Origin of the sequence: Microcoleus sp. POL10_C6, from assembly GCF_036701585.1 — a bacterium.
GTDB lineage: Bacteria > Cyanobacteriota > Cyanobacteriia > Cyanobacteriales > Microcoleaceae > Microcoleus.
Genome location: NZ_JAUBRB010000034.1, coordinates 1 through 26,061 on the forward strand (window position 1 = coordinate 1; position 26,061 = coordinate 26,061).

Consider the following 26,061-nt stretch of genomic DNA (forward strand, 5'->3'; position numbering starts at 1 on the left):
TTTTCGATCGCTCATCTTTTAGTGCATTCAATCTACAGTAATGCGCCTCTTTATTCTGTCTTAGTCTAAACTCCAGTCATAAACCCGCCCCACCCAACATTAAACAGCCATCTACCTCTTTCAAAATACAAGGAGCGGGTTTAGCTACGCTCTATATTGTTATTGATAACTTGCGCCCTTCTTAGGGACGAACGGGCACGAGCGGCCCGTTCCACAATACATCAATTTTCTTGTGTGGTGGGCATCTTGTCCGCCCCTGAAAGACTTTCAGAATTCGGGAAAAACCTTTGAGTAATCCAAGCAGTTACAATATGAGAAAGCAATCCCATCGGCCCAGCAAAAAAACACAAAGCCAAAGAATGAACCGTCCAAACTCCTGTCCGCTGTCCTTCCAAATAAATCCAGCGCCCGACAAACAAGTCCATCACTAAAAAATGTATCCATCCCGTAGCAGCCGCCGTTTCTTCCCCCAGAAACTTAGCAATATCTGCTAACTTAGGATTGGATAAAGCAGCCGCATTTTCCGCAGTCAGACTGCTACCAAACAAATATATGTACAAAACGGCGAGCACTGCAAACGGAATAAAGGAATTCATCACTTTTCGGGTAATTCCCCAGTTGGGTAATAAAATCATAATTGCCCAGAAAGGCACAACGAACAGATTACCGACATTAAAAATTAGTTCTGGTGTCATAGTTGGCTCTTGGCTCCTGCGAATGCAATGCAATTAAGGATGTTAAGATTACTTTACACAATTTTTGCGGAAATTTCTCAAAATCAGAAAAAAATCTCATTCACAAATGAAATAGAATTGCTATACTTATCTAAAATTTCAAATCTCGCATCTAAAATCGATTAAGGCAGCACAGCCCATGACAAATTATAATAACTTTCCCGATTGGTGCAAGCAAAAAGAGAATCTCTCGCCCGACGCCACACATACGGTAGAGATACTGTTGCAAATATCAGATTCTTCCGAGTGCGATCGAGCTAACGAACTGCTTTCTAATACAAAAGAAATTAACCTCAAAAATCTTCAAATTACCGATATTAGCCCCCTCTCATCTTTCACTCAAGTTACTAATCTCATCCTCGGCAGTAATCAAATATCTGACATCGCTCCCCTGCAATCTTTAACCAATCTGAAAACTTTGATTATGGATGTCAATCAAATATCAGATATCAGCCCGCTTTCATATCTAATAAATCTGACTCAACTCGTTCTCGATACCAATCAAATCGCAGATATCAGTCCCCTAGCAGGTCTAACTAATCTTACCGCACTTGTCTTGTTTGACAACAAAATTTTCGACATCACTCCGGTGAAAAATTTAACTAACTTAAATGCGCTGATTCTTTACAACAATCAAATTTCAGATATCGCTCCTCTGGAAAATTTAACTGAACTCCAGACACTCTACCTTTACAATAATAAAATATCGGATATCACCCCGCTTAGTTCTTTAAAAAATCTCACTACGCTGTTTCTATTCGGAAATGAAATATCTGACCTGACTCCGCTGGAATCTCTAACTAACTTAAATAAATTAGTTTTATTCCAAAATAAAATATCAGATATTAGTCCTTTGACATCGCTCACTAATTTAATTGAACTTAACCTCGGTAACAATCAAATATCAGACATCAGTCCACTGAAATCGTTAACTAATTTGACTGAACTTTATCTGTTCAACAATCCGATTTCGGATAGCAGCGCGCTACAAGCTTTAAATAATTTATTTTTACTAGACTTGTACAACAATCAAATCTCTGATATCAGTTCCCTGCAATCTTTGCAAAAGTTAACTACCCTGGACTTGCGCGGGAATCCCATTGTTAATAAAATTTGCCCTGTCAATCCTGAATCTATATGTCGGTTTTAATTAATTATTAAGGTCGAGGCAAGATGGCAGTTTATAGAGTATAATGTCAAAGGTCAATATCAGGAGAAAGTGATGAGCGGACACGATGCTTTGATGTTAGGATTGCTGCTGTTGCCAGGTTTGGCTTTGTCGATCGCAATTATGGGCGCTTTTGCCGCTGGTGGATAATCAGTTTTGGGAGCAGGCAGATTTTGTAAAAAGTAGTTTTTTCCTCGTTTTCCTCGTTCCCTGGCTCTGGCTGGGAACGCATTTCACTCTTGCTCTGCCTCCTGTTTTTTTGCAAGCGAGGCAGAGCCTCTGGAACTCGGTTCCCAGCCAGAGCCAGGGAACCAGTTAATTTCCCTTCTTCCTTCTTACTTCTTCCTTCTTCCTTCTTCCTTCTTCCTTCTTCCTTCTTCCTTCGCTTATAAAAATTGTGCTGTAACATCCGAATTTACCAAAGTATTCGCGCACAAAATACCCGATGCTGCGACGGCGGGGACGCCAATTCCGGGCATAGTGCTGTCTCCCACCCGATACAAGCCTTTGACTGGTGTTTGCGGGCCGGGAAATGTGCCTTTTCCGGCGGCGATTGCAGGCCCGTAAGTTCCTTGATATCGGCGTAAAAATCGGGCGTGGGTGAGCGGTGTGCCGATCGACTCTAAGACTATTCGCGATCGCAAATCCGGTATAATTCTTTCTAAAGCTTGAAACAGAGATTGCGATCGCTCTTGCTTTTTCTGGTGATACAATTCGCCATATTCCCAACCTTCGTAAGGTTCCAATGTATAAGCGTGAACGGCGTGATGTCCGGGGGGCGCGAGAGTTGCATCCCACACTGTAGGAATCGAAATCATGCAAGTATTTCCGGGTACTGTAATGTCAATCTTGCTGTCGTGAACGACGACGTGGTGGCCGGTCAAACCTTCGAGTCCTTCGGCTTTAATTCCTAAATGCAGGTGCATAAAACTGTCTACTGCGGGCATCGACAAAGCGCTTTTTCGGTAGCTTTCCGGCAAATCTTCAGGCCGCAGTAATTTTGTATAAGTATCCCAGATTGTGGCATTTGAAATGACAATTGGGGCGCGGATAACTTCGCCATTTTTCAAGCGAACTCCGGTGGTTTTGCCGGATTCAACTAATATTTGCTCGACGGCAGATCCCAGGCGCAATTTTCCTCCCCAGCGCTGCAAACCTCTGACTAAAGCATCGACGATCGCACCGCTGCCACCTACAGGATATTCGATCGCACAGCGCGATCGTTCGCCAATCATAAAAGCTATTTCCGGCGCGACAGTTCCGTGCGCTTTCAAACCCGACAGCAAAAAGCACTCCAAATCTATCAAACGTCGCACCCAAGGGTCACGCACGTCCCGATCCATCAAGGAACCGGCTGAACCCGCGATCGCACCTACTAGCGGCAACAGCTTCAGCAAAGCAGGCGAGTACCGAGACAGCAAAACAGGTATTAACTGCCAGTCGGATCTCAGCGCTAAAGCCGGAATTCCACGCAAAGCTTCATACAAAACTAATAAGTTTTGTTGAAATTGCTGTAATTCTACAGCACCTTGCGGTGCGAACTTAGCTACAGCATCTAAGTAACTTCTCGCATTAGCATAAATCGGTAAACTTCCCTCTGGAAAATGGTAATGCCCCAGCGGATCGTAGGAAATTGCTGCGATCGATTCCTCCAAAACATCAAAAACTTGCCGCAAAGGATTAAACGACTGCGGATCAGTCAAACCGCAATAAAAAGAAGGCCCCGAATCAAAGTGAAATCCTCGGCGCGAAAAGCTGTGAGCTGCCCCGCCCGCTATGATGTGGCTCTCGCAGACGAGCACCCGCTTGCCGTAGCGAGCTAGCATCGAGCCTGCGACTAAGCCCCCAATACCGCTGCCAATTACGATCGCATCAAAGTCTTGCATTTATCAAATGTGGTATAATTGTATTATTTCTTGCTGAGTGTTGACGGGGTATTTTTATGGGAGGAAAACTATGAAAGCTTTATCTATTTTAGATGAAGTTGTTCGCGAATTAGAACAAGATGTCAATATCTCGCGCATTAAAAAAATAATATTTTTTGCTTGTAAAGAGTTCTGGGAAAACGACCCCGCCCAACTCGCCAGCGCAGATGTAAGGATTTTAATTGAAGAACTGTGCGCCAAATACAGCAGGTTAGAAGATATTGAAGCTGTTTTAAATAGTATAGTCTCTAAGGTTAATAAAAAAACAGAGTATGCTTTAGTAGCAGACCTCATAGTCTGTCAACTTAGCAGGCTGTATGAATTTGAAGACTTCACCAAATTAGAAGTAAACATATCTAGTTTTGGCGGTCAGGAAGCTCCCGCATTTGAAGAGCACTTTAGTTCCGAAGTACCCAGCAGCGAAGAAAGTGCAAGAAACCCCGGCAAATTATTTGATGTCAGACAAAAAATTTTGCAGCAAACAAATCCGCTGAGGGCGAAAATCCTAATTTTTTCTACTCTTTATCACCAGTTTACTTTTAGCGATCGCGACTGGCTACTGCTGAAAACTCAAGAACTTGACACTCTGCTGCGACAACTGTTTAATGTCTGTGGTAGCCTAGCTGAACTGGAATCTCAGTTGTACAGAACTGCTAGCAATCTCGACAACAGAGATGAAAACGACCAAGCTGCGAGCGTAATCATCAAAGCGATGAATCCTTGTTACGCAAAAATGCAACAGGAAGAATCCTATGAAGCCGAATCTTCGGCTAGTCAAGATTACGATCAGACACATTTAAACAACAGTGTTTATGAAGAGATCGAGCTGGTGGACAAACGCAGCGATTATTTTGATCCAGGCGAGATTACTCACATCCTTCAAGCTGCTCCACCTCATTATCATTATGACCCTCAAAAGAGTTACTTAGTGCCTGACACGGCAGAAAATCTACCGTTTAAAGAACCCGAAACCAGCAATAATTATGCTACCGAGTTCAGACAGGAAATCGTAGAAACATTCCCAGTTGCAGAAATGCCGACTATTATCGAAATTTTAGAACCTGCTGCTCCTGTTATTATAAATATTAGCGATTCCATCAAACGAAAATTGGAATTGGAAGAAGAAATGACAGAATTAGTCAGTCAAAGTGCTAACTCCGCAACGGTGCAAATAGAAAATATATTCACCCAGTTAGAAGCTGCTTTGAACGGAAAATTTTCTACGGGGAGTGCTGAGGAGCGTTTGTACTGGAAATATAAAAATCTCAGAGAGTATGTAGGCAAAGTTCAGAAGTTTACCGATAAATTGCTGGAAATTTTGATTGAACTGGAGTCAAAAGAAAGCGGAAAATATCCTTCTGAAGTCCCAGAAAACATGGCAGACAATATTTCCGACATACCGCCGGAAAACTCTAGCCATAAAGCAAATCAGTATCAGCTTCTGGAAATGGCAAAGCAAGGCAAACCAAAGGCGATCGCCCAATTGATTAATCAATTGCTACAGCCTAAAGGAATTGCTGCTACAGCGGGATTTAAAGATGGTTGGCTCCATGTAATTCTGGAGTCTGCTGAAGTACCAAACCAACAGGCTACAGCTACATACATTCACAAAAAACTCTGTACTTTAAAATCAAAATATCTTACTCATGTGAAAATTCACGGGCGACAGTTAGGCAGCAAAACAGTTTTTTGGACTCAAGAATTTGTCAATCAAACTCATTAAATGCCATACTCAAGTCTTGGGTAACACAAACTAAGTCCGCCTGGGTCAACTGAAATTCAAGAAATTTTATCAAATTTCTCAGACTCAAGTCTGGCGCTACAAAAATTAAGTCCGCCTGCGCGAACAGAAACTTAAGCAGTCTAGAAATAGCAGATTGTACCTAATTCACAACAAAAACAAATATGAATGCCAGCGAAATTTTAAGGCGATATACATCAGGAGAACTAGATTTTCAAGGTATGAATCTCAGAGGGATATACCTGAGTGGTGCCGATTTAATTGGCGTCAATTTAAGCAGTGCTGACCTCTGGGGTGCAAACTTAGCGATGTCGTACCTGAGCCGAATTAACCTTCAGCGCGCAAATTTAACTAATGCAAAGTTGTGCGGTGCTAACTTAAATCAGGCAAACTTGAGCGGAGCCAATTTGTCCGATGCAGACTTCCACGGAGCGACTTTGCAAGGTGCAGACTTTCGCAGAGCCAATATCTCTTTGGCAGTTTTTATCGATGCAAATTTGAGCGATGCAGATATGCGAGGTGTCAATTTGCAAGGTGCTGATTTGCGCGGTGCGTGCTTGCGGGGTGCAAATTTGCGGAAGGAGCCGCGGATTTTTGAGGGTGCAAATTTGCGGGGTGCAAATTTGCAAGGTGCAGATTTGCGGAGCGTCAATTTGCAAGGTGCAGATTTGACTAAAGCTAATCTCAGTCACGCGAATTTGACAGAAGCATCTCTGGGGGAAGCAAATCTGACTCAGGCAAATTTGAGCGAAGCTATTTTAGATGGCGTATTTTTGACTGAAGCAACTTTGGTAGAAACAAATTTTTCCTGGGCTGTAATGGCAAATGCTAAGTTGGAAAGAGCTGTGTTAATTGATGCTGAATTGGCTGGCGCTAACTTGCGGGGTGCATTTATGACTGATGTTAAGTTGAGCAATGCTAATTTAATCATGGCTGACTTGAGTCGAGCTAATTTGGTGCGGGCTGATTTGAGTCGAGCTAATTTTAATCAGGCAAATTTGAGTGAAGCTAATCTGACTGATGCTTATCTGGCTAGAACCGATTTGCGGGAGGCAATTTTGCACCGCACAACTTTGATTAGGGCAGATTTGAGCACGGCTAATTTATCAGGTGCTCAGTGGCGCGGTACAATTATGCCGAATGGAGAAATGCACGGGTAATTACTTCGACTAGCAATTTAACGCTCTCGGCAAAATAGTTAATTTAATAGTGAAGCAGATTTCCTGTAAGTAAAAAAAATAGGACAAGGCTGTGTTAAATCCAGGAACAATTTTACAAGAACGTTATCAATTGCAACAGCGTTTAGGACGCACAGCGGCCGGTCATCAAACTTGGCTAGCAGTAGATTTAGAGTCTCAAGAACAGGTGACACTGAAAATGTTAGCTTTTAGCCCGGAAATGCACTGGGAAGAACTCAAGCTTTTTGAAAGAGAAGCACAAGTTTTGCAGGCCCTAAATCATCCCCGCATTCCTTGCTATCGAGATTATTTTTCCCTGGAGCGGGAAGCCGGAGAAGGATTGCCTTGGTTTGGGTTAGTGCAAGATTATATTCCGGGATTTTCACTTCAGGAATTGTTAGAAAAAGGTAAAAAATTTTCAGAAAAACAAGTACGAAAAATTGCCACTGACTTGCTGGAAATTTTAATTTATTTGCATGAATTAAGCCCCCCAGTTTTGCACCGAGATATTAAGCCGAGTAATTTAATTTTGGGGGAAGATCAGCACGTTTATCTAGTAGATTTTGGTGCGGTACAAGCTCAAGCGGCGGTGACAGGTGTAACGTTTACAGTGGTAGGAACCAGTGGCTATGCACCCTTAGAACAGTTTTGGGGGCGGGCGGTGGCGGCTTCGGATTTGTATGCTTTGGGAGCTACTTTAATTCATTTGTTAACGGGGATGACTCCTGCGGATTTGCCACAGAAAGATTCTCGGATTCAGTTTAGCGATCGCGTGAGTGTGAATCCCACTTTGGTAAGCTGGATTGAGAAGATGACGGAAATCGCCTTAGAAAAGCGTTTCAGCAAGGCTAGAGACGCTTTAGCAGCTTTGAAATCGGGAAACATACAAGGGGCTAATCTTCAAATTCCGACTGTTTGGAAAATTGCTAAACCGCCTCACAGTCGCATTCAAGTTAGCAAATCAGCAACCGAGTTAAACATTAAAATTCCGTCTACTTTAGTCAGAAAGCCTTTTTTCTGTGCTTGTTTAATAGGAATATTAATTCTACTGTTATTGAGGCCGATCACCTTAGTATTGGGCGAACCAAATTTCTATACGGGATTAGGATTGTTTACGATTCTAGCAAGTACAAGTATCTTACTTAAGATTGTGGGCAATGGTAATAAAATTACATTTAACCGGAACTCCTTTAAACTGGAACATCAGATATTTGGTTGGAGTTATTTAGGACAAAGGGGGGAACTTTCTGAGATTTTGGGTGCTTTTATATACAATACTTCTTTTTTTGGGGGTAATCAAATCAGAATTCGTTCAGGCAACTATACAGGAACTTACTTTTATGTCTTAGGGAACCATTTGAAAGAGGTTGAGGCGGCTTGGTTAGCGCAAGAAATTCAAGATTGGTTAAATTTAAGATAAATTTTTGTAGGGCGAAGCCTTGGTGATTAATTTTTTTTGTATAATAGACATCTCCCAACTAAAAATGGGTGACGCACTCACTTATAGGGGGTCTAAAATACAGCAGATTTCAGGTTCATTAAGTACAGTAGCAACAGCTTGTCAACCACAGACTGCTTGATCAAAAAAATGATGCTACTTTAAAAGAGTTATGCCAAGGCTTTCAAAAAAAGACCCCAATCAAAGTCAGTATATCTTATTACGCGATCGTCCAAAAAACATTGAATTTTAATTCAAATTTATCCCTTCACAGGCAAAACGATCGCAAACTCAGTGCCAACTCCAGGCTCGCCATTCACTTCGATGCTTCCGCCATGTTTCTCTACCGCAATCTGGTGGACAATTGCCAACCCCAATCCAGTTCCTTTGCCGACACCTTTCGTCGTGAACAAATGGTCGAATATCTGCTGTTTAACTTCCTCTTTTATCCCGATGCCGTTATCAGCAATTTGAATTTTAATGTACCCTTCGCCGACTATATCCGTGCAAATCGTGATGCGGTTGGGATTGGCGGTAATTTCGCTAAAACTGCGTCCTATATTTGACTCTTCTAAGGCATCGATCGCATTGGCAAGCAGGTTCATAAAAACTTGATTCAATTGACCGGGAAAACATTCGATTTTAGGGAGATTGCCGTATTTAGTTATCACTTCGATCTGCGGGCGGTGTTCGTTTGCTTTGAGGCGGTGTTTCAAAATTAAAATAGCGCTATCAATGCCTTCGTGAATATTAAAAGGAACTTTGTAGTCTTTGTCGCCTCTGGAGAAGGTACGCAAACTGTTGCTGATGCTGCAAATGCGTTCGCATCCGAGTTGCATTGAATCAATCATCTTCGGTAAATCTTCCAAAAGATAATCGAGGTCTATCTCTTCGGCGTGGTCGGCTATTTCCGATGGCGAGGCAGCGGAGCGATACAATTCTAAGTGTGCGATCACATCTTCCAAACTTCTTTTACCTTCGCTTAAATTGCCCGAAATAAACCCAATCGGATTGTTAATTTCGTGGGCGACTCCGGCGACTAAATTACCCAATGCCGACATTTTCTCGCTTTGCACGATTTGCAGTTGTGCTTGTTGTAAATTTTTTAAAGTTCGTTCTAGCTGTTGATTTTGCTCTTGCAAAAGTTCGGCTGCTCGCTTGCGCTCAGTGGCATCCACACCCAAACCAATAATCCCGATTGTCTCGCCCTGGGAATTTTTTAACTGCACTTTCGTGATTTCTAAATCGTGTAGTTTGCCGTCAACAAGTCTGAGAATTTCGCTGGAGTAATGCGGCAAATCTTGAGCAAGGCAGGCGGCATCGGAAACCAGACATCCCGCTGCATTCTCCCCCAGTATATCTTGATAATGATCGACAGCTAGGAAATCGCTCAGGGGCACGCCCACATCTTGAGAAAATGTCTTGTTCAAAAACTGTACTTTACCACTGGGATTAACCATCCAAATCCAAATCGGAGCGACATCAAGAATCGCTTGGAGCATTTTTTTCTGATCGGCAAGCTGAGCTTCGGTTCGGCTAATTGTTACTAGCGATCGCTCTAATTGTTGGTTGTAATCCTGATATTTTTTATAGAGAAGAGCATTTTGCAAACAGATGGCTGCCTGGGAAGACAGGAGATTGAGAAGTTGCAGGCGATCGCGAGTAAAAACTCTTGCGGTTAAGCGATTTTCCAGATACAAAATGCCGACTAAGCTGCCTCGATCGACAATCGGCCAACACAACAGGCTCTGCGGTTGGTATTTGAGGATGTAGGAGTCGGAATCCCAATCACGTTGTTGAGCGAGATCCCGAACAATCACAGGTTTCAATAAATTTTTAACGCAGTCAACAATTTTAAGGGGCAAGATATCGCTGTTTTCATCGAGTTTTGCAGATGATAAGTCGATCGCCCACTCGAGTCCCGAATTGTCGAGCGCGCTGGTAGCCGAGATTTCCCATTGATTGCCGTTTGGCAAAATCAGCGCTCCTTTGTCAGCTCCTGTATTTTTCATCGCCAGTTGCATCAGTTTGGCAATCAGTCGATCGAGTTCTCTTTCACTAGAGAGCGCTTGACAAGCTTTTAGCAGTGTTGAAAAATTCCCAAAATCTGAGACACTCGCCGAAACAGACGGATGAATGGATGGATGAATGGATGGATGAAGCGATGGATTTTGCCCCGCAGGTGTTGGAAAATTTGCTAATGGATTTGCAGGGAGTTTGGCGGGTTCTAAAACCGGTTTTAATAATTGAGGATAACGTTTTTCTAAGTCGTCTATTTTGGCTCTATCTCCCCAGCGGACATAGCAATCATAGGCATCTATCATGTAGAGTCTGGCAATTTTTTCCCTTCCTAATGACAGGTAAAATTTAGCAGCGAGTTCGCAGGCAAGAGCTTCTTCATTGACATATTCGTTAGCTTTAGCTCCGGTAATAGCTCGATCATACAGTTCCATTGCTTCTGCTATCTGTCCCAAAACGCCCAGCAACTCTGCCTCAACCAGATCGAACTTGTGTTGGTAATTGATCGGCGTATGGTGCGCGAATTCTTTGAGTTTTTTCTGACTAGCCCCAACGCGCTTCAGGATTTGTTGGCGCTCCGCCGGTGCGGCATCTGCATAGATTGCCAAATGTGCCAGTGCATCATAAAAGTCGTGCATCATCGTTACTAGCATCAAAACACAATTCCCAAGATAAGGTTTGCCTCCATTTCGCCTGTCGATTGGCTGCGGATTACGGCTCGAATATATCCCGAATCCGTGGCCTCTTTTTGCTAAAATTTATACACCTCAATCTAGCAGGTAACAGGTAAAATTAATTGAAAGATTGGAATGTTTAATGTATTTGTAAATAATCGGTCTGCGTTCGAGTTCGTCGAGAATGTCTGTTCGGTTGAGGACTATTTCTACCGATGCAATTAACGGTCGCTAATGCAACTTTTTGGGATTGTGGCAGCACCGCCTCCCGCAAATCCTCCGCCACAATGATGTAGGTTTGAGAATTTTAGCTGCAGGTTGTTGGTCTTTCTCGCGCATGAACCGATCGATAGCCGATCGAGAATCTGTGTACAATTGCGCGATTGCGCGATCGAGCGATACCCCGGTATTACGCTAGTCAAATATACTGCATTTATTATTGTGTCCATATTGGCTGACCTCAACCCAGACATTAACTTGACAAAACTTAGTCTATCTATCTTAGGGCATAAACAGCATAATTTTCGAGCTGTCGATCAAAAAATCAAATTATCTATTAAAGAACAATATTTTATACTTGGGCGATCGCGATTAAAGCTTTTTACTTACGTATAAGTTTCTACTGTTAATCTCAAATGCGATTCAATGAACGCGAAATACCGTATAAACACTGTCTTATCATGTCTTCAAACATACAATTGCTAATTAATTAAATTTAATATAGTTCGATCGCCCAAATTTCCGCAAAGCCGATCAAAAAGTTACTACCTTAAAAAGTCCAAATACAATCTATAGAAATTATAAAGAATCCGTCGTGAAAGCAGTGGCACTCCAGTCCCCCCTAGAAAAGGACAGGGCCGTTGGATTGTGGTGAAACCCCCCTGCACTCTACTTCCGGCCTCATAGCCCTCCCTGCGGTTAAAACCCAATCAAATATTAATAGGCAGTAGTCTTCACATGACCGAAAGCATCCAGGATACAAGCCCCCGGATTCATCCGTGGGGTCAATGCTTCAATCTAAAATCTATAGCGTTTCTCAGTCAACTGAGGTACATTTTTAGAGCTAAAATCCTTAATGGATAAGGATTGGTTGTACCTGATCAGCTAAGGAAACGCTATAAAATCTAAAATGTAAAATCGATTGACTTTACCTACATTCCGACAGGGGTTAAAACCCCTGTCGGAATGTAGCTTCCAGAAAAGGAAACAGCGTTATTTGAGATTAGTCGTCTGTGGCTCTTTCGGCCGCTCGTTGAGTTCAGTCAATATCTCCATTCACTTTCTAGCAAATATTGTCTGAGGCATCTTGAGCCTTCTATCTTGCATCTCGTGCTGCATCATTGATATTTTCTTGGCCGCCGGCGGTATTATATCTCAGAGACTCAGTACCTTCTGATACTCTTTCTTTTGCTCCCTCGGTGGCTTCTTTAACAATATCTTTTGCTCCCTTCAAGCCTTCGCGAGTGTTTTCTTTAAGATTAGCAAAGCCTTGTTTGGTTTTGTCGCCAAAGTCATCAGCTTTGCGCTGGGCGGTGCGAGCATCGTCCTTGACCTTTTGGCCAATTTGGTCGAGTTTTTCAGGCGCATCATCCGCTACCCGCCGCACATTTTCACCGACATTGTTGCTAGATTTCGTGTCAATGCGGTGCTGCGCTTGATCTTTGAGAAGCTGAGCTTTTGCTTCTGTTGTTGTCACCTTTTTGTTTCTAGGATCGACATCGCTGTAATCGTTCATGCCGCCTTTGAATTCGGACGTTACAGCCCCGGTCGGCACTTCTTCTCTAATTTGGTCGGCAGTTTTTCCTTTTCCTGTCATCACATCAGTTTTTCCTGCCATAATATCAGGGGCGCTGCTGCAAGCCGTACTCACAAATACTAAAATGCCAGCCAGAAAAACTGTTAAAATTTGTACAGCTCGAATTTTTTTCAGAAATGCAGTTAGTCTCTTCATAAAAATGCTCCTTTCTATTGTGAAATGTTCAAATGCCTTGTGGCTTTGTCGATGTCTAGCCTTACCAAATTAGGTACTTAAACACTTTTTTAAGTATAGGAATAGAAACCGTAGTTTTTCATCTATCCCAAGTTACATTCCTTAAGTTATAGTAGAAGGAAGAAGGAAGAAATAAGAAGGCTCTTCGGCTTGGCGACCGGATAGAAATCAGCAATCAGGAAGAAGGAATGAATAATCCTCAATCTTCTACCAATTATTAAAAGTCGCAGCACCCTGGGCCGGACAAAGCAATGCCGTTTCCATACATAGCTGTTTTGATCTCCAGACGCGCACTATGTTGAAATGTTGTGCGTGTTCGTCCCAAAAAAAACCTTCTAGTCAGGAACTAGAAGGAATGTGGTGTATTATCTCAAGTACAACAAGGTCTTTAATCGCAATTGTGATGGCACATCCCGATCGCACACATCTGTCTAATGGCTGAAAGTATCTGTACAGTTGCTAAGGATTTTGAATCGCTGTTTTTAGACTTTTGCAGAATTCGCCGATCGCCTCTAAGCCCTGTTCGGGAGTACCTTCTGCCAAGCGTTTGACAAAAGCACTGCCAACAATCGCAGCATCTGCACCCCATTCTTTCACTTGGCGAGCGTGTTCGGGTTGCGATATACCAAACCCGACGCCGATGGGTTTGTCGGTGACGGCGCGAAGTTCTTGCAGCAACTCTTTTGCTCTCGTTTCTAAGCCTTCGCGTACTCCCGTCACCCCCGTCACACTGACTAAGTAAATAAATCCTTGAGACTGACGAGCGATCGCCTCTATACGACTTTTGGGACTGGTGGGAGCAACTAATAATGTTAGTTCAATCCCTAATTTATTGGCAGGTTGGATGAGACTGTCGGCTTCTTCTAAGGGCAAGTCTGGTACAACCAATCCCTGAACTCCAGCACTTTTGATTTGCTGCAAGAAGGTTTCTATACCTCGGTACAAAATCGGGTTGTAGTATGTGAAGAGAATGATGGGCGATCGCAAATTTGGACTAACTTTCGCTACCATTTCCAGCACCGCATCTAACCGCGTTCCCCGCTGTAGAGCCCTTGTAGCAGCGGCTTGAATCACCGGCCCGTCAGCTAGCGGGTCAGAATAGGGAACGCCAAGCTCGATCGCGTCTGCACCGTTATCATCCAAAATTTGCAGTGCTTTAGCCGTTGTCTCCAAGTCTGGGTCACCAGCAGTAATAAAAGGAATCAATGCACATTGGTGGTTCTTGCGTAACGTTTCAAAACAATTAGAAATAGTCATTAGTTATTAGTCATCAGTCATTGGTTGTTGGCAGTTGGTTGTTGGCAGTTGGTTGTTGGCAGTTGGTTGTTGGCAGTTGGTTGTTGGCAGTTGGTTGTTGGCAGTTAGTATTAGCTAATAACAACTAATATCATGTCCGATCGATTAACCATAATATCCCGGTCGGGGCTGGTTTTTGAGATTGTAAATTATTGGCGGTATTGTTGGTGAACCCGCCCTACAAAAATCGCGATCGCTCGACCGGACATGATATAACCACTAACCACTGACAACTAACAGCTAACCACTGACAACTGACAACTGACCACTAACCACTGACTAATTATCTTTTTCCTGCTCAATTTCGGCTTGAAGTTTGGCTAATTCTTCAGGAGTGAGTGCATCTAGCTGCTTCTGCAAGACAGCTTCTTTGTAGTCTTGCAATTGCTGGCTGTAGGTCATATTTTGAGTCAGTGCTCGAAATAAATAAGTCACCAGCCAGCCAATCAAGCCGGCGACCAAAAATAACTGACTCCAAATCCCTGCATTCATACTGTCGAGTCCGGCAAATTGCAGTAGCAAGTAGACAAACCCACCTGCTACAAAAAAGCCGACACTGATTCCAATTACGTCAATACGTCGCATTTAGGCTTCTATCTGCCGCCGTTTGGGCCGAAAATTCAAAAATGGAGCTAGGAGAAACATACCTGGGAAGAAGAAGAACATCAAGAAGTACATGAAGCCGCGCTCAAAAGAGGTAGCGACGTACCAGCGGCTGTTCAGGTAAGCGTAGGTGGCCGCGGGTACTACCAGGAGGTAGGCTCCTGCCAAGACGGCGTAAAGCAGTAAGGTAATATACATAGATTTGCTTTAGGGGATTAATAACACGGCTAAGTCAGTTGACACGCTCCGTTAGCTGGTTAACTATTGTACCGCTTGGGGAGATCCAGCGCGACTTTTGAGAATTTTTTGATTAGGGGTTGCGTAAATTGGGGTTTTGCCTGTAGAATAAAAGGCTGTTGCTGTTAGTGGCTCAAAACCACAGCAGTTAGACCAAAGGGGGGCGTGGCGGAATGGTAGACGCTACGGACTTAAAATCCGTTGACCCGAAACGGTCGTGTGGGTTCAAGTCCCTCCGCCCCCATCCATTTCCATCATTTGTGATTCAACGGTTTCAGATTTCTTGTCACCAAGATTTCTGTTTGCCGCTCAATTTTCGCGCTAATGGTTTTTTACTAAGTCCAAAAGGGCCTCTATATCTGCCTGCCAAGTTCGCCCCGGATTTTTTACGTCCGGTCTTCAACTCGTTGAGCAAATCGGCTGGTTTGGGAAATTGGGCGGCTGTGGGAGCTGAGTTTCAATAGTCGAATAACAAATTATGTGCCGTCGTTAACACATTAATGTCCTCAAAATAGACAATATCTAGCTTCAAGTTTGAGATGAGACGGGGAGTGCGATCGCAAACTCTGCTCCCCCTCCCAAAGATGAAATTATCTCTATTTTCCCCCGATGTTTTTCCACAATCTGGTAGCAAATTGCGAGTCCGATACCAGTGCCTTTTCCTGGTTCTTTAGTTGTAAAAAATGGGTCAAATAGCTTACTGTGAATGGCGGATGGAATGCCAGGGCCGTTATCGCAAATTCGCACCAGAATTTGGCTACTATCCAACTTTTGCGTCTGAATTAAAATCTGAGGATTTTTCCCTTTTTTAGAGTCCTGGGATGACCCTTCTAGTGCATCTATCGCATTGGCTATAATATTCATAAATACTTGATTTAGCTGCGCTGGATAACACTCTACTTCTGGCAAGTGTCCATAGTTTTTGACAACTTCAATTCCCTGCTTGAGCCGACTGTTCAAAATCAATAGTGTATTGTCAATACCTTCATGGATATCAACTAATTTCATTTGAGCTTCATCTAAGCGAGAGAAGTTTCGCAAAGACAAAACTATTTGCCGGATGCGTTCTGAACCTATTTTCATAGATTCAAGCAGTTTTAGTAAATCTTCTGTGATAAAGTCTAGTTCTATTTCTGCGATTTCTTCTGCGATCGCCTCTGTGGGTTGCGGGTATTCCTGCTGATAGAGACGAAGTAAATGCAGCAAGTTTATAACATACTCGTTGGCGTATTCTAGGTTGCCGTGAATAAAGTTAATAGGGTTGTTTATTTCATGGGCGACGCCTGCCACCATCTGCCCTAAACTGGACATTTTTTCGGTTTGAATTAACTGGGTTTGGGTGTGTTTAAGTTGGTGAAGCGCTGCTGTAAGCTCTTCTGTTCTTTCTTCTACTCGCTCTTCCAAAGTTTGGCGACCCAGCTCTAATTCATCGGTGTATTCTGCTACCCATTGAACTAATTGATTGATGGATTTTGCTAAGGTTCCTACTTCATCTTCTGTGGTGACAGGTGCTTGCAAATCAAAATTTGCTTGTTGAGTAATAGTTTTAGCAACGCTGGTTACAGCTTGGATAGGGATGGCGATCGCGCGGCTGGTACAGATGGCTAGAAAAGTAGCGAGCACAACTGACATTAACATACTCACTACGATGATTTGCACTCGCAATTTCTCAGCTATATTAAAATTCACATAGGCTTGTCTTTGCTGTGCCTTAGCTACTTCTGTCATCAAGCTTAAACTCTCTGACAGTCGCTCAAACTTAACATCGAGCTTAACTGCTCTATCCCCTCTGATTAAATCCAATACTTGCTGCTGTGCCTCTTTAACTTCCTCTGGTTTTAGTGAAGATGGAGCTATTTCTTGCCAAAAAGATTTGAGCAATTGAGAATACGAATCTGTCGCAGTTGTGTAACCGTCTAACAATTCCTTTAATTCAGCAGAACTTACTGCTAAGTCTGTGGAATGTTCTTCGGTAAATAAAGCTAGTTCTGCAATATTTTTTTTTACTACATCAACATCTTTCAAGAACTTAGCAGTTTCATATTCAAACCAGATTGAATCTCCCAAGACAGAAATTAACCGTTTGGGATGTGACTGGACTGCCTGCACGGAATATTCTAAATCCCTGAGCAAATCTTGTTGCTCGTCGGCGAAGGTTAAAGCTTGGAAAGCTTGCTTTTGGTAATAGTCTCCACAGATCATTCCCCCTGTGGTTCCTAGTACGGCTATTCCAATTGCTAGGGAGTAGCCATAATTGATTTTTTGGGCAATGCTTAAACGAGAAATGAAACGGTTAATTGCAGTCAAGGGAGCTTTTTTGAGAGGATTTTTGATGTCGCGAGATCCTTCAGTGACAGCGGCATTATTTTTTCGTCTATTGAGGATAAGGTTTTTGAACCTCACAGCCCTATTCTCTCTCTGTTCAAACTTTTGCATACTGGCAACCTGAGCTAAATTTTAACAAGTTTATTAGTAAATGCACATAAATAAAGTCTCTTATTCATAGTAGGCTATCTTCCCTAGAGCTTATGGATTAAGGGCTAAAGCCCTACTACAAAGTAGGCATTAGATAAAATTTAACCTTAAAAGAGATTCCCCTGACCAATGGCTTTATAAACTTCACGAATCATGTTATAATCACTGTCGTTTGCTGGCACCAGTTTAGCTCCTTGATACTTATCATTATCTTTCCCAACTAAAATTGCTTCAATTAGCTTATCTTGATTTTCTACCAGGCGATAGCGAATTTCTTCAACAAGAGTATTAGGCAGGTTGCTACTAGCAACAAACAAATCATTAGGTAAGGGTTGTCCTGTGGCAATAATCCGAAAATCCTTGGTTGACAAACTGTCTGTTTTGAGTAAATCTTTGTATCTATTCACACCAATTGCTAAGGCATCAACTTGGTCTTTTTTGAGAGCCTGCAAACCCTTGATTCCCAACATTGAGATTTTGAAGTCTGATTGGGGATTTAAGCCAGCATCCAGGAGAATTTTAATCGGGCTTAGATGACCACCAGTTGCACCTATTTCCCACATAGCTATTGTTTTACCTTTCAATTGTGCTGCGGACTTAATTTCGCTATTGGCACGAACAAGAATAATTGAGTGATAGTCAGGGCGGGTGATGGCAATGATGGGAACAGCATTTGTCCGGGCCCGCATAATCACATATTCAGATGGCCCTGTTAGAGCTAGTTTTAGCTGACCCGACTGGAGAGCTACGGCTGCTTCTATATAGTTATCTACAGGGAATAATTCAATTTTTTTCTCCAAAACTTCCCCAATAACAGTCCGAAAGGTTTGATAATTTTGCTGCAAATCTTCTGCACCCTGAACATCAGTTACAGCAAATTCAAGGGTTTCAGGTTCACTTACGGGAAAACTGGAAGAACTGCGATTAGATTGATTTACTGTTGTAGAACAGCTTGCTACAAATAATAGCGATAACCCAACAAAATGCCGCCGCTTCATAAATTTTAGGAGTTTGAGTGGCAGTTGAAAATTGCATAACTATTATAAGCTATTTGGAAGAAACTTTCATTAAAATAGATTATCCGTTGGTTAAGCTTCAGTGAACTGTTGTGGCAAAATCATTAAGAAAATTTTTATCGATGGGTTTTATGGTTGGGAGCATAAGGCAGCGGATCTTGTAAACCTAACTCCTTAAACGCTGCCCGACTTAACTCACAGGAATCGCAAACGCCGCCAGCAACTTTACCGCCGCCGTAACAAAACCAAGTGTTTTCGCAAGGCACTCCCCCATTATTGCCTAATTTAATAATTTCTGTCTTTTTTAGCTCAATCAGAGGTATTAAGATAGAGAGTGCATCACGTTCTTTCCCCTATTGTGCCCCTATCCGAAATGCTTCTTGAATGGCTTGAATATAATGGGGGCGACCGTCCCGATAGCCGGAATAATCTCAAGTGTTGATACTAATGTAAACGCGATCGGCGTTGAGAGTTTCGACCCCAGCGATACCAAAACTTAGAAAAATTATATTGCGATCGATAACGTAGGTGATGGGGAGGCTTTCGGACATTCGATCGAGGGTACAATCCCGTATCACCAGGACGCCTCAAGAGGACTTTGATTGTCTAATTTTTACAAGTCCCGTTTTTTAAGAAGCGACACAGAATTTGTCAAAAGTTTAAATAGCGACAACGAACCTGTTAAAGTCACTGCTGTACTTTTGTGGTCAAAAAAGCTGCTAGAATCTTTATATAGCGAGGGCTTCAGTTAATCTTATGGAGACGGAATTAATTTTTAAAAGCGACAAATAATATGTTATTCGACACTAATCGCCATCTCATGCCCGGTAAAAAAACCATGATGTCTGTAGGCACTGGTTCACCAATATCTGTAATATAAGAATATAAGTTATATATCCAGTAAACCGGCCTAATCGAGACTTCACAATCTTGACTCCAGATACACAAAAACGAAGTCGCTCCGCGTGATATTACGCAGCAACTGGCAAAGTAATCACAAATTCCGTACCCTGTCCTATTTGAGAATTTACCTCAATTTTGCCTTGATGCTTGGCAACGATTTGATAGGAAATAGCCAATCCTAATCCAGTACCTTTACCGATCGACTTTGTAGTAAAAAATGGGTCAAATATTTGTTGGGTACTGGGGGACGCGATTCCCGGCCCGTTATCCCGAATCTTGACGGTGACAGTATTGTTTGCTGTAATTTCCGTGCTAACCAAAATAGTTGGCGAATAGCCTTTGTCTTCCTTTTTCACCTCTTCCAGCGCATCTATTGCATTGCTAATAATATTCATAAATACTTGATTCAGTTGCGCGGGATAGCACTCAACCGCAGGCAACTTGCCGTATTGTTTAATAACTTGAATACCTTGTTTGAGTCGGTGATTGAGAATGACGAGGGTGCTATCTATTCCTTCGTGAATGTCGGCTGATTTCATTTTTCCATCGTCCGATCGCGAAAAATTCCGCATGGATACGACAATTTCGCGAATGCGATCGGCTCCCATTTTCATCGAAGAGAGGGTTTTTGGCAAATCTTCTCTGAGAAATTCGAGTTCAATGTCTTCGATGCGCTCTAGAATGGCATCTGGTGGGTTGGGATAATATTCTTGATAGAGAGTTACCAAATCTACCAAATCTTCGATGTATTGGTTGGCATAGTCAATGTTGCCGCCGATGAAGTTGACAGGATTGTTGATTTCGTGGGCTATCCCTGCCACCATTTGACCGAGAGATGACATTTTTTCGGTCTGAATTAATTGGGATTGAGTTTGTTTGAGTTCTTGTGTATACTCGCTAACTCGCTGAATCAATTGATTGAAAGAGACCGCTAAAACTCCGATTTCGTCGTCTGTTGTGACTGGTACTTGCAGGTTGAAGTTCGATTCGCGAGTGACTTGCTGAGCCACATTAGTGACGGTTTCGAGGGGTTGGGCGATCGCGCGGCTGGTTTTGTCCGCCAGTGCGACAGCGATGAGTGCTGAAATTAGCATACTTCCGAGAATAATTCGGTTTCGCAAATTTTCAGCTTGTTCTAATGCTTGGGTTCCTTGCTGTTGGTGAGTTTCTACTGTAGAAATTAGCTGGGTTAAACATTGAGCAAGGTTATCTAGTACGATCGCCTCTTGGCCGCTGCTAGTCCTCAACATTTGTAGCTGTGCGGACTCGATGCTGTTGGGCTGCAAATTCCAAACTTCCGCTTCTTTTAACTGCAATTTAATTAGCTTACCGTAGTAATCAATGACGAGGGCCGATTTCTTCAATAGAGCCTGCAATGTGGCCTCTTCTGTTGCTAGTCTATCGGGATTTTCTCGTGCGAAAAATTCAATTTCTGAAATCAGGATTTTCGCCTGATTGATTTGCCCGAAAAACCGATCGTGTTCGTATTGCAGCCATACGGCGTTTCCCAAAACGACTGGCAATCTCGCCGCGTGCGATCGGGCTTCAAATACGGTATTTTGCAAATTTTGCAGCAGTTGCTGCTGCTGCCCAGCAACATTCACCTGAACTAAAGCTTGCTTGCGAAAGTAGTCTCCCAATGTCAGTCCCGCACCAGTTCCCAAAATCGCTATGCCAATAGCTAAAGCATAGCCATAGCTAATTTTTTGACCTATCCGCAAATGGTTAAATCCTCCCTTCAGCCCAGTTAAATTAATAGATGAATGCTGTAACAACTTTTTTTTAGCAGAGGTTACTTGCTCTACTTTGCTATCTAGGGACTGAGTGTGGGTAAATAATAACATTGGCAGTTCCTCCCAAAAAAATCAGGAGTAAGGGAGCGAAGAAAAGCAAAATGCACTTATGCTGAAGGCGAAAAACAGTTTTGAGTGTTTAATTTTGAATTTGAAAATTTTTAACTCAAAACTTAACTCTTCCCCTAGTATCTCTGTTTTTAGACTAGAGTGCTTGTGATCTCTATCAACCGTCTATGTGATTAGACGCAAATTTACAAAACTTATGATTACAGCGATTAGTATTTTTAGTCAGTTGGGACACAAGGCCCAACTACCGGTTCTCCCCGTTTTTCTTTTTCTGCCAGTTCTAGGTTTAATTCCAGCACATTTGCTAAAATATCGTCGCTGTCAGTAAATCCGTAAGCTTGCATTACATTCGCGATCGAGCTTAGCGTGGAGTTTAAAGAGCTGACTTGTTGGTTCTTCAAAAAACTTATTGTAAAGTTGACTAATTACCCACTGTTTTGCTAACATTTGTTGAGTGGGGTACAGTGAAGTAGTAAGATAGAAGCGCCCTTGCCTTTCTCATTTCTAAACATTTTCCATTTTAATACTGTAGCAGGTTCAATCATGGTAAAGTCTCAGTATGAAGGATATTCCATCGGCAAGAAACACACTGTCGCACTCAAAGAAAACTTCGGAAGTTCTAAAGTGTATGCACAAAATGCACAGTCAGTGCTTAACAAAGCTACTGGATTTATCAGTGCTTACGATTTCACGCTAAATCCTTATCGCGGCTGTCAGTACGGATGCAGCTATTGTTATGCTGCTGCTTTTAGCCCTAATTCACAGATGCGTCAGGATTGGGGGAATTGGGTCATCATCAAAGAAAATGCCACCGATATTTTAAAGAAAGAGTTGCATAGTTGGTACAAGAAAAACCCGGATCGACCACCTAGCATTTACATGAGTAGTGTCACCGATCCGTATCAGCCGCTTGAAACTAAAAAACTATTAACTAGGTACTTGTTACAAGTAATGCTTTCCTATCAACCGACGCTGGTTATCCAAACTCGCAGTCCTATGATAACTAGAGATATCGATATTTTACAGAAATTTCAGCGGTTGCGAATTAACATGAGCATTCCCACTGGTAGCGAAAAAGTAAGGAAAGATTTTGAACCAAAGTCGCCGAGTATTCCTGCGAGACTCAAAGCTATGGCAAAACTGAAATACAGCTTTCCTTACCAAGAAAATTGCGAAGTCAGATTTTCTATAACTGTGACGCCACTACTCCCTACCTTACCGGAAGATGAAGCGGATTTTATTAGCAAGCTGGCAGTTGTAGATCGAGTGGTGATTCAGGATTTTCATGCCAGCAACGGGCGATCGCTAATTGCGTCAACTCGAGAGGAAGCATTAGCTCTTAAACACAAGTACGCTTGGTGGTACAATAGCGAACAACAGAGTTATCGCAAGTTTAAAAATAAATTAATTGCGATGCTCCCAGATGTTGAAATTATGGAAGGTAAAGAGGGATTTGGCTATGAATAACTCGCTAGCTAACTGGTGGCGTTCCCATCAGTTTAACGAAGCCGTTAAGAGTCAAAATAATCGACTTGCCCAACAACTGTTAAAACAAATAGAAAATTCCGGAGCAAAACTCTCATGGCAGCAGAAGCTATTTAAAGAGCGCCTACAGCTTGAGAAGTTATTGCATAAAAAAAATGACCGCATCAAAGAAGCCGAGCGGCATTTAGAAGAATTAGAAATGCAACTAAGCTTCGGGCAACTTGACGATTCGCTGGCGCGGATTGATCAATTAACCTTGTTTCCAGACCCAAAGTTCATTGAACATATTTCAAAATCTTTCAAATTGATAGACTGCGATGAGAGTATGATTCAATGCACTGGCATTGACGACAAAACATTTAGTAATTTTGAACAACATTTGGCTGGCTTTATTAAGAATGAGTTTAATAAGTTGAACCGGGAAAAAAACAATATTGATTATTTACTTGAACAAGCTATTGACGATATACAGAAACTGAAAGAAGGACAAGATCCTAAATACAATTTTGAGCTAAGTCCTCACGTCTATTTAATTAGGTATTTCCTAGATAACGTCTACTGTACATATCTAGCTTGGTTCCTGATTTACAAGGCTGGATTATTACCGACTAAAGTTAATATCCTCGATATTGCTGCTGGGCCGGGTACTGTTGCTTACGGACTCGGTTTGTTGCTGCAAAGCAGTAGCGACTTTTTTTCAATGCCACCAATGCACATATCATACTACTCTCTGGAACAGCAAAAAGCTTTTCAATATCGCGGACTCCAGTTTTGGCGGCAGTACATGGAACCCCAGGCGATGAATGCTTACTTTCGTTTTGACACTTCTAGTATATTTGATGGGAAAAATCAATCTCAAAGACTGCCTCAAAAATTCTTTGATTTTATAGTGATTTCTCACTGTTTTTTTAACGATGAGGAGAGAAGAGAAAAATCCCTTCTAATTTACAAGGATATATTTACAAACAGCCTGAATGATTCGGGTTACGCTTTGCTAATTATTCAAGATAAGAAGTTGCTGATCCCATACAATGTTCGTCGAGTTGATGATTGCCAACATGAGCTAAGTGTAGTAAGACAATTTGTTGATGAACTGGGCTTAAACTTAGTTTGGTATAAATATTTAAATTCAATCGGTAGCAGGACATCCCATCCTAATTTTGGCAAGTTTGCTAGAGAAAATCTACCTGTACAGAAATTCATCAGTCCACTTTTCCGCCAGCACCTTAAATTACCTTACGAGCCGCATTATGGGCTTGATGACTATGTAATATTAGCAAAAAAATAATAAGTATACATCTCGAAAGAAATGAAAAAAGTTTCCAATTTAACATTTAATCGTAAAAATCTGTGATTCAAAAATCGACTGAAACACCTACCAAGAACATTCAAACTGGATGGCACGGCAGCCTGAATTTAGCCTACGCTAACCGATCCGGTGCAACTCAAATCATTCACAATCAAATGCAAGCACCCCTAAAGGTGCAGCGCCCGTTTTATCCTGAAGGGAAAGAGATTTGTCACAGCGTCATCTTGCACACGGGTGGGGGAGTTGTCGGGGGCGATCGACTTTCCAGCCATTTTCACCTCCAACCCAAGGCGAAAGCCTTGATTACCAGCGCCGCTGCTAGTAAAATCTATCGCAGCAGCGGACTAGAATCACAACAAAATATTGACATTCAGCTAGATACTGGTGCTAATTTAGAATGGCTGCCACAAGAAACTATAGTTTTTGACGGCGCAATATATCGGCAAAATTTGCGGGTAGAATTAGCACCAACAGCGAGGATTTTACTGTGGGAAATTACCAGATTTGGACGCAGTGCTAGGGGCGAAAAGTTATTGTCTGGAGAATGGATCTCGCACACCGAAATTTGGCAACAAAACAGCCCTTTATGGATTGACAGACAATTGCTCAAAGGAGGAGAAAAAATGCTCGAAAGTCCTCACGGCCTCGCAGGAAAACCCGTAGTTGCCACCCTCGCTTGGGTAGGCGAACCCGTTACAGCCGAGCTCATGGAAAAAGTGCGAGATTTGCCATCTGAGGCAACAATTTCTCCTGGTAATTCCACCGTCGGCGTGACTCGTATTCCTAACGGTTTGCTGTGCCGATATCGCGGTACATCCACAGCCGCAGCGAGAGACTGGTTTGTCAGCATTTGGCACTTGCTGCGCTTATCTTTTTCAGAACGCCCTTGCTGTTTACCCAGAGTTTGGATAAAATAGGATGATCTTTGAGTTTCAATGTAGAGTTGCCCTGCTAACAAGATTATTCCTGTCTCTCTTTTCTGACTCTGCGCCCTCTGCGCCCTTTGCGGTTTAATCATTCAGAAACAACCGTAAACGATATCATCACCAAATAATGCGATCGCACTTACAAGAATAAAAATGCAACTCACCCCCCAAGAAAAAGACAAACTGCTGATTTTCACCGCCGCCCTGGTAGCAGAACGCCGCAAACAAAGAGGTTTAAAATTAAACTATCCAGAAGCACTCGCCTACATTTCCGCCGCCATTTTAGAAGGAGCGAGAGATGGCCTCACAGTCGCCGATTTAATGAGTTATGGAACAACTCTCCTGACGCGGGAAGATGTGATGGAAGGGATAGCAGAAATGGTGCATGAAGTCCAGGTTGAGGCGACTTTCCCCGACGGAACAAAGTTGGTAACAGTGCACGATCCGATCCGTTAAAAAATCAACCACCGATACTCAGAGGAGGAAAAAATGATTCCCGGAGAAATGATTGTTTCAGCAGGCGAAATAGAATTAAATGCCGATCGCCCAACGGTGCGGTTGCTGGTAGGAAATAAAGGCGATCGACCCATCCAAATTGGTTCACACTATCACTTTTATGAGGCAAACGAAGCCTTAGAATTTAATCGAGAACAAGCAAAAGGAATGCGGTTGGATATCCCCGCAGGTACAGCAGTCAGGTTTGAACCAGGAGATGAAAGGGAAGTTCAATTAGTGCCGTTTGTTGGTAGTCGTCAAGTCTACGGCTTTAATGGAAAAGTGAACGGTCATCTGGATGCTGAAGTATGAAGCCAGATGACCGTTCACGATTGTTGATTTGGGAATTTGAAGCTTTTTAACTTAAAAGTCCTACCAGTTTCAAAACATAATGCAACTGTAGGCTCTCTCCACACTATCATAGTGACACTCATCCCAATCCCAAATGTAAAATCGCAAATGGTATCATTTCCAGCCCTATGCCTGGAGAATGATAAAGTAAGATAAAAACTTTTTCTCTGCCTTCTGTATAAATGCCTTCGGGCTTTTTTTGTTAGTTCAATCTCCTACTTTTGAGCGAGTTAAAA

Annotated in this window: 21 protein-coding genes, 1 tRNA gene and 1 pseudogene; 10 read left to right on the top strand and 13 right to left on the bottom strand. The window is 42.5% G+C overall.

Annotated features, from left to right (window positions below; genetic code table 11):
* Positions 1–221 precede the first annotated feature (221 nt).
* Positions 222–695, bottom strand: a complete 474-nt coding sequence (locus QUA34_RS18830) for an ABA4-like family protein (protein WP_333249384.1) — start codon at positions 693–695, stop codon at positions 222–224.
* A gap of 178 nt (positions 696–873) precedes the next feature.
* On the opposite strand from QUA34_RS18830, the gene QUA34_RS18835 reads away from it, so the two are divergent.
* On the top strand, positions 874–1,884 hold the full coding sequence (locus QUA34_RS18835; protein ID WP_333388890.1) for a leucine-rich repeat domain-containing protein: 1,011 nt from the start codon (positions 874–876) through the stop codon (positions 1,882–1,884).
* Positions 1,885–2,023: 139 nt separating this feature from the next.
* Here the strand turns inward: QUA34_RS18835 and QUA34_RS18840 are convergent, their stop codons facing one another.
* On the bottom strand, positions 2,024–2,311 hold the full coding sequence (locus QUA34_RS18840) for a hypothetical protein (protein WP_333388891.1): 288 nt from the start codon (positions 2,309–2,311) through the stop codon (positions 2,024–2,026).
* The gene (locus QUA34_RS18845) at positions 2,289–3,788 is read right to left on the bottom strand and encodes an NAD(P)/FAD-dependent oxidoreductase (RefSeq protein ID WP_333329409.1); all 1,500 of its coding nucleotides are present in this window, start codon (positions 3,786–3,788) and stop codon (positions 2,289–2,291) included. Before QUA34_RS18845 ends, QUA34_RS18840 begins: the two co-directional genes overlap by 23 nt.
* A gap of 70 nt (positions 3,789–3,858) precedes the next feature.
* Between QUA34_RS18845 and QUA34_RS18850 the strand changes: the two genes are divergently transcribed.
* The 3 genes from QUA34_RS18850 to QUA34_RS18860 all read left to right on the top strand — a co-directional run bounded on the left by QUA34_RS18850 (position 3,859) and on the right by QUA34_RS18860 (position 8,166).
* The gene (locus QUA34_RS18850) at positions 3,859–5,550 is read left to right on the top strand and encodes a hypothetical protein (RefSeq protein WP_333388892.1); all 1,692 of its coding nucleotides are present in this window, start codon (positions 3,859–3,861) and stop codon (positions 5,548–5,550) included.
* 182 nt (positions 5,551–5,732) lie between these two features.
* A complete protein-coding gene (locus tag QUA34_RS18855; protein WP_333388893.1) occupies positions 5,733–6,728 on the top strand; it encodes a pentapeptide repeat-containing protein in 996 nt (331 codons plus the stop codon).
* A gap of 91 nt (positions 6,729–6,819) precedes the next feature.
* Positions 6,820–8,166 (top strand): serine/threonine-protein kinase, encoded by a 1,347-nt coding sequence (locus QUA34_RS18860; protein ID WP_333388894.1) that lies wholly within the window; start codon positions 6,820–6,822, stop codon positions 8,164–8,166.
* Positions 8,167–8,444: 278 nt separating this feature from the next.
* On the opposite strand, the gene QUA34_RS18865 is transcribed toward QUA34_RS18860, so the two are convergent.
* The 5 genes from QUA34_RS18865 to ndhL form a co-directional block, all read right to left on the bottom strand.
* Positions 8,445–10,856, bottom strand: coding sequence for an ATP-binding protein (locus tag QUA34_RS18865; protein ID WP_333388911.1), 2,412 nt, complete (start codon positions 10,854–10,856; stop codon positions 8,445–8,447).
* A gap of 1,336 nt (positions 10,857–12,192) precedes the next feature.
* The gene (locus tag QUA34_RS18870; RefSeq protein WP_333388895.1) at positions 12,193–12,828 is read right to left on the bottom strand and encodes a DUF6658 family protein; all 636 of its coding nucleotides are present in this window, start codon (positions 12,826–12,828) and stop codon (positions 12,193–12,195) included.
* A 498-nt stretch (positions 12,829–13,326) separates the two neighbouring features.
* Entirely contained in the window at positions 13,327–14,124 is a 798-nt protein-coding gene (gene trpA / locus QUA34_RS18875) for a tryptophan synthase subunit alpha (RefSeq protein WP_333056348.1), read from the bottom strand.
* A 318-nt stretch (positions 14,125–14,442) separates the two neighbouring features.
* Complete coding sequence (locus QUA34_RS18880) at positions 14,443–14,748, bottom strand: DUF3007 family protein (protein ID WP_333104690.1); 306 nt, start codon at positions 14,746–14,748, stop codon at positions 14,443–14,445.
* Complete coding sequence (ndhL, locus tag QUA34_RS18885) at positions 14,749–14,964, bottom strand: NAD(P)H-quinone oxidoreductase subunit L (protein WP_193972727.1); 216 nt, start codon at positions 14,962–14,964, stop codon at positions 14,749–14,751.
* 198 nt (positions 14,965–15,162) lie between these two features.
* Here ndhL and QUA34_RS18890 point away from each other — a divergent pair.
* Positions 15,163–15,247, top strand: a tRNA-Leu gene (locus tag QUA34_RS18890).
* Between the two features lie 284 nt (positions 15,248–15,531).
* Here the strand turns inward: QUA34_RS18890 and QUA34_RS18895 are convergent.
* The 5 genes and pseudogenes from QUA34_RS18895 to QUA34_RS18915 all read right to left on the bottom strand — a co-directional run bounded on the left by QUA34_RS18895 (position 15,532) and on the right by QUA34_RS18915 (position 21,660).
* Entirely contained in the window at positions 15,532–17,439 is a 1,908-nt protein-coding gene (locus QUA34_RS18895) for an ATP-binding protein (RefSeq protein WP_333388896.1), read from the bottom strand.
* A 146-nt stretch (positions 17,440–17,585) separates the two neighbouring features.
* Positions 17,586–18,476: a phosphate/phosphite/phosphonate ABC transporter substrate-binding protein gene (gene phnD, locus QUA34_RS18900; RefSeq protein WP_333388897.1), complete on the bottom strand. Its 891-nt coding sequence runs from the start codon at positions 18,474–18,476 to the stop codon at positions 17,586–17,588.
* A 134-nt stretch (positions 18,477–18,610) separates the two neighbouring features.
* A pseudogene (locus QUA34_RS18905) lies at positions 18,611–19,045 on the bottom strand (7-cyano-7-deazaguanine synthase).
* A gap of 420 nt (positions 19,046–19,465) precedes the next feature.
* A complete protein-coding gene (locus tag QUA34_RS18910; protein WP_333388898.1) occupies positions 19,466–21,241 on the bottom strand; it encodes an ATP-binding protein in 1,776 nt (591 codons plus the stop codon).
* A gap of 236 nt (positions 21,242–21,477) precedes the next feature.
* On the bottom strand, positions 21,478–21,660 hold the full coding sequence (locus QUA34_RS18915) for a hypothetical protein (protein WP_333332566.1): 183 nt from the start codon (positions 21,658–21,660) through the stop codon (positions 21,478–21,480).
* Positions 21,661–21,802: 142 nt separating this feature from the next.
* On the opposite strand from QUA34_RS18915, the gene QUA34_RS18920 reads away from it, so the two are divergent.
* The 5 genes from QUA34_RS18920 to QUA34_RS18940 all read left to right on the top strand — a co-directional run bounded on the left by QUA34_RS18920 (position 21,803) and on the right by QUA34_RS18940 (position 25,786).
* Positions 21,803–22,726 (top strand): radical SAM protein, encoded by a 924-nt coding sequence (locus QUA34_RS18920; RefSeq protein WP_333332563.1) that lies wholly within the window; start codon positions 21,803–21,805, stop codon positions 22,724–22,726.
* Complete coding sequence (locus tag QUA34_RS18925; protein ID WP_333388899.1) at positions 22,719–24,032, top strand: photosystem II assembly protein; 1,314 nt, start codon at positions 22,719–22,721, stop codon at positions 24,030–24,032. The genes QUA34_RS18920 and QUA34_RS18925 overlap by 8 nt, the downstream gene beginning before the upstream one ends.
* A gap of 62 nt (positions 24,033–24,094) precedes the next feature.
* Positions 24,095–24,970: an urease accessory protein UreD gene (locus QUA34_RS18930; RefSeq protein WP_333230294.1), complete on the top strand. Its 876-nt coding sequence runs from the start codon at positions 24,095–24,097 to the stop codon at positions 24,968–24,970.
* A gap of 162 nt (positions 24,971–25,132) precedes the next feature.
* Positions 25,133–25,435, top strand: a complete 303-nt coding sequence (ureA, locus tag QUA34_RS18935) for an urease subunit gamma (RefSeq protein WP_006635319.1) — start codon at positions 25,133–25,135, stop codon at positions 25,433–25,435.
* Positions 25,436–25,468: 33 nt separating this feature from the next.
* The gene (locus tag QUA34_RS18940) at positions 25,469–25,786 is read left to right on the top strand and encodes an urease subunit beta (protein WP_333158442.1); all 318 of its coding nucleotides are present in this window, start codon (positions 25,469–25,471) and stop codon (positions 25,784–25,786) included.
* Positions 25,787–26,061: the final 275 nt, after the last annotated feature.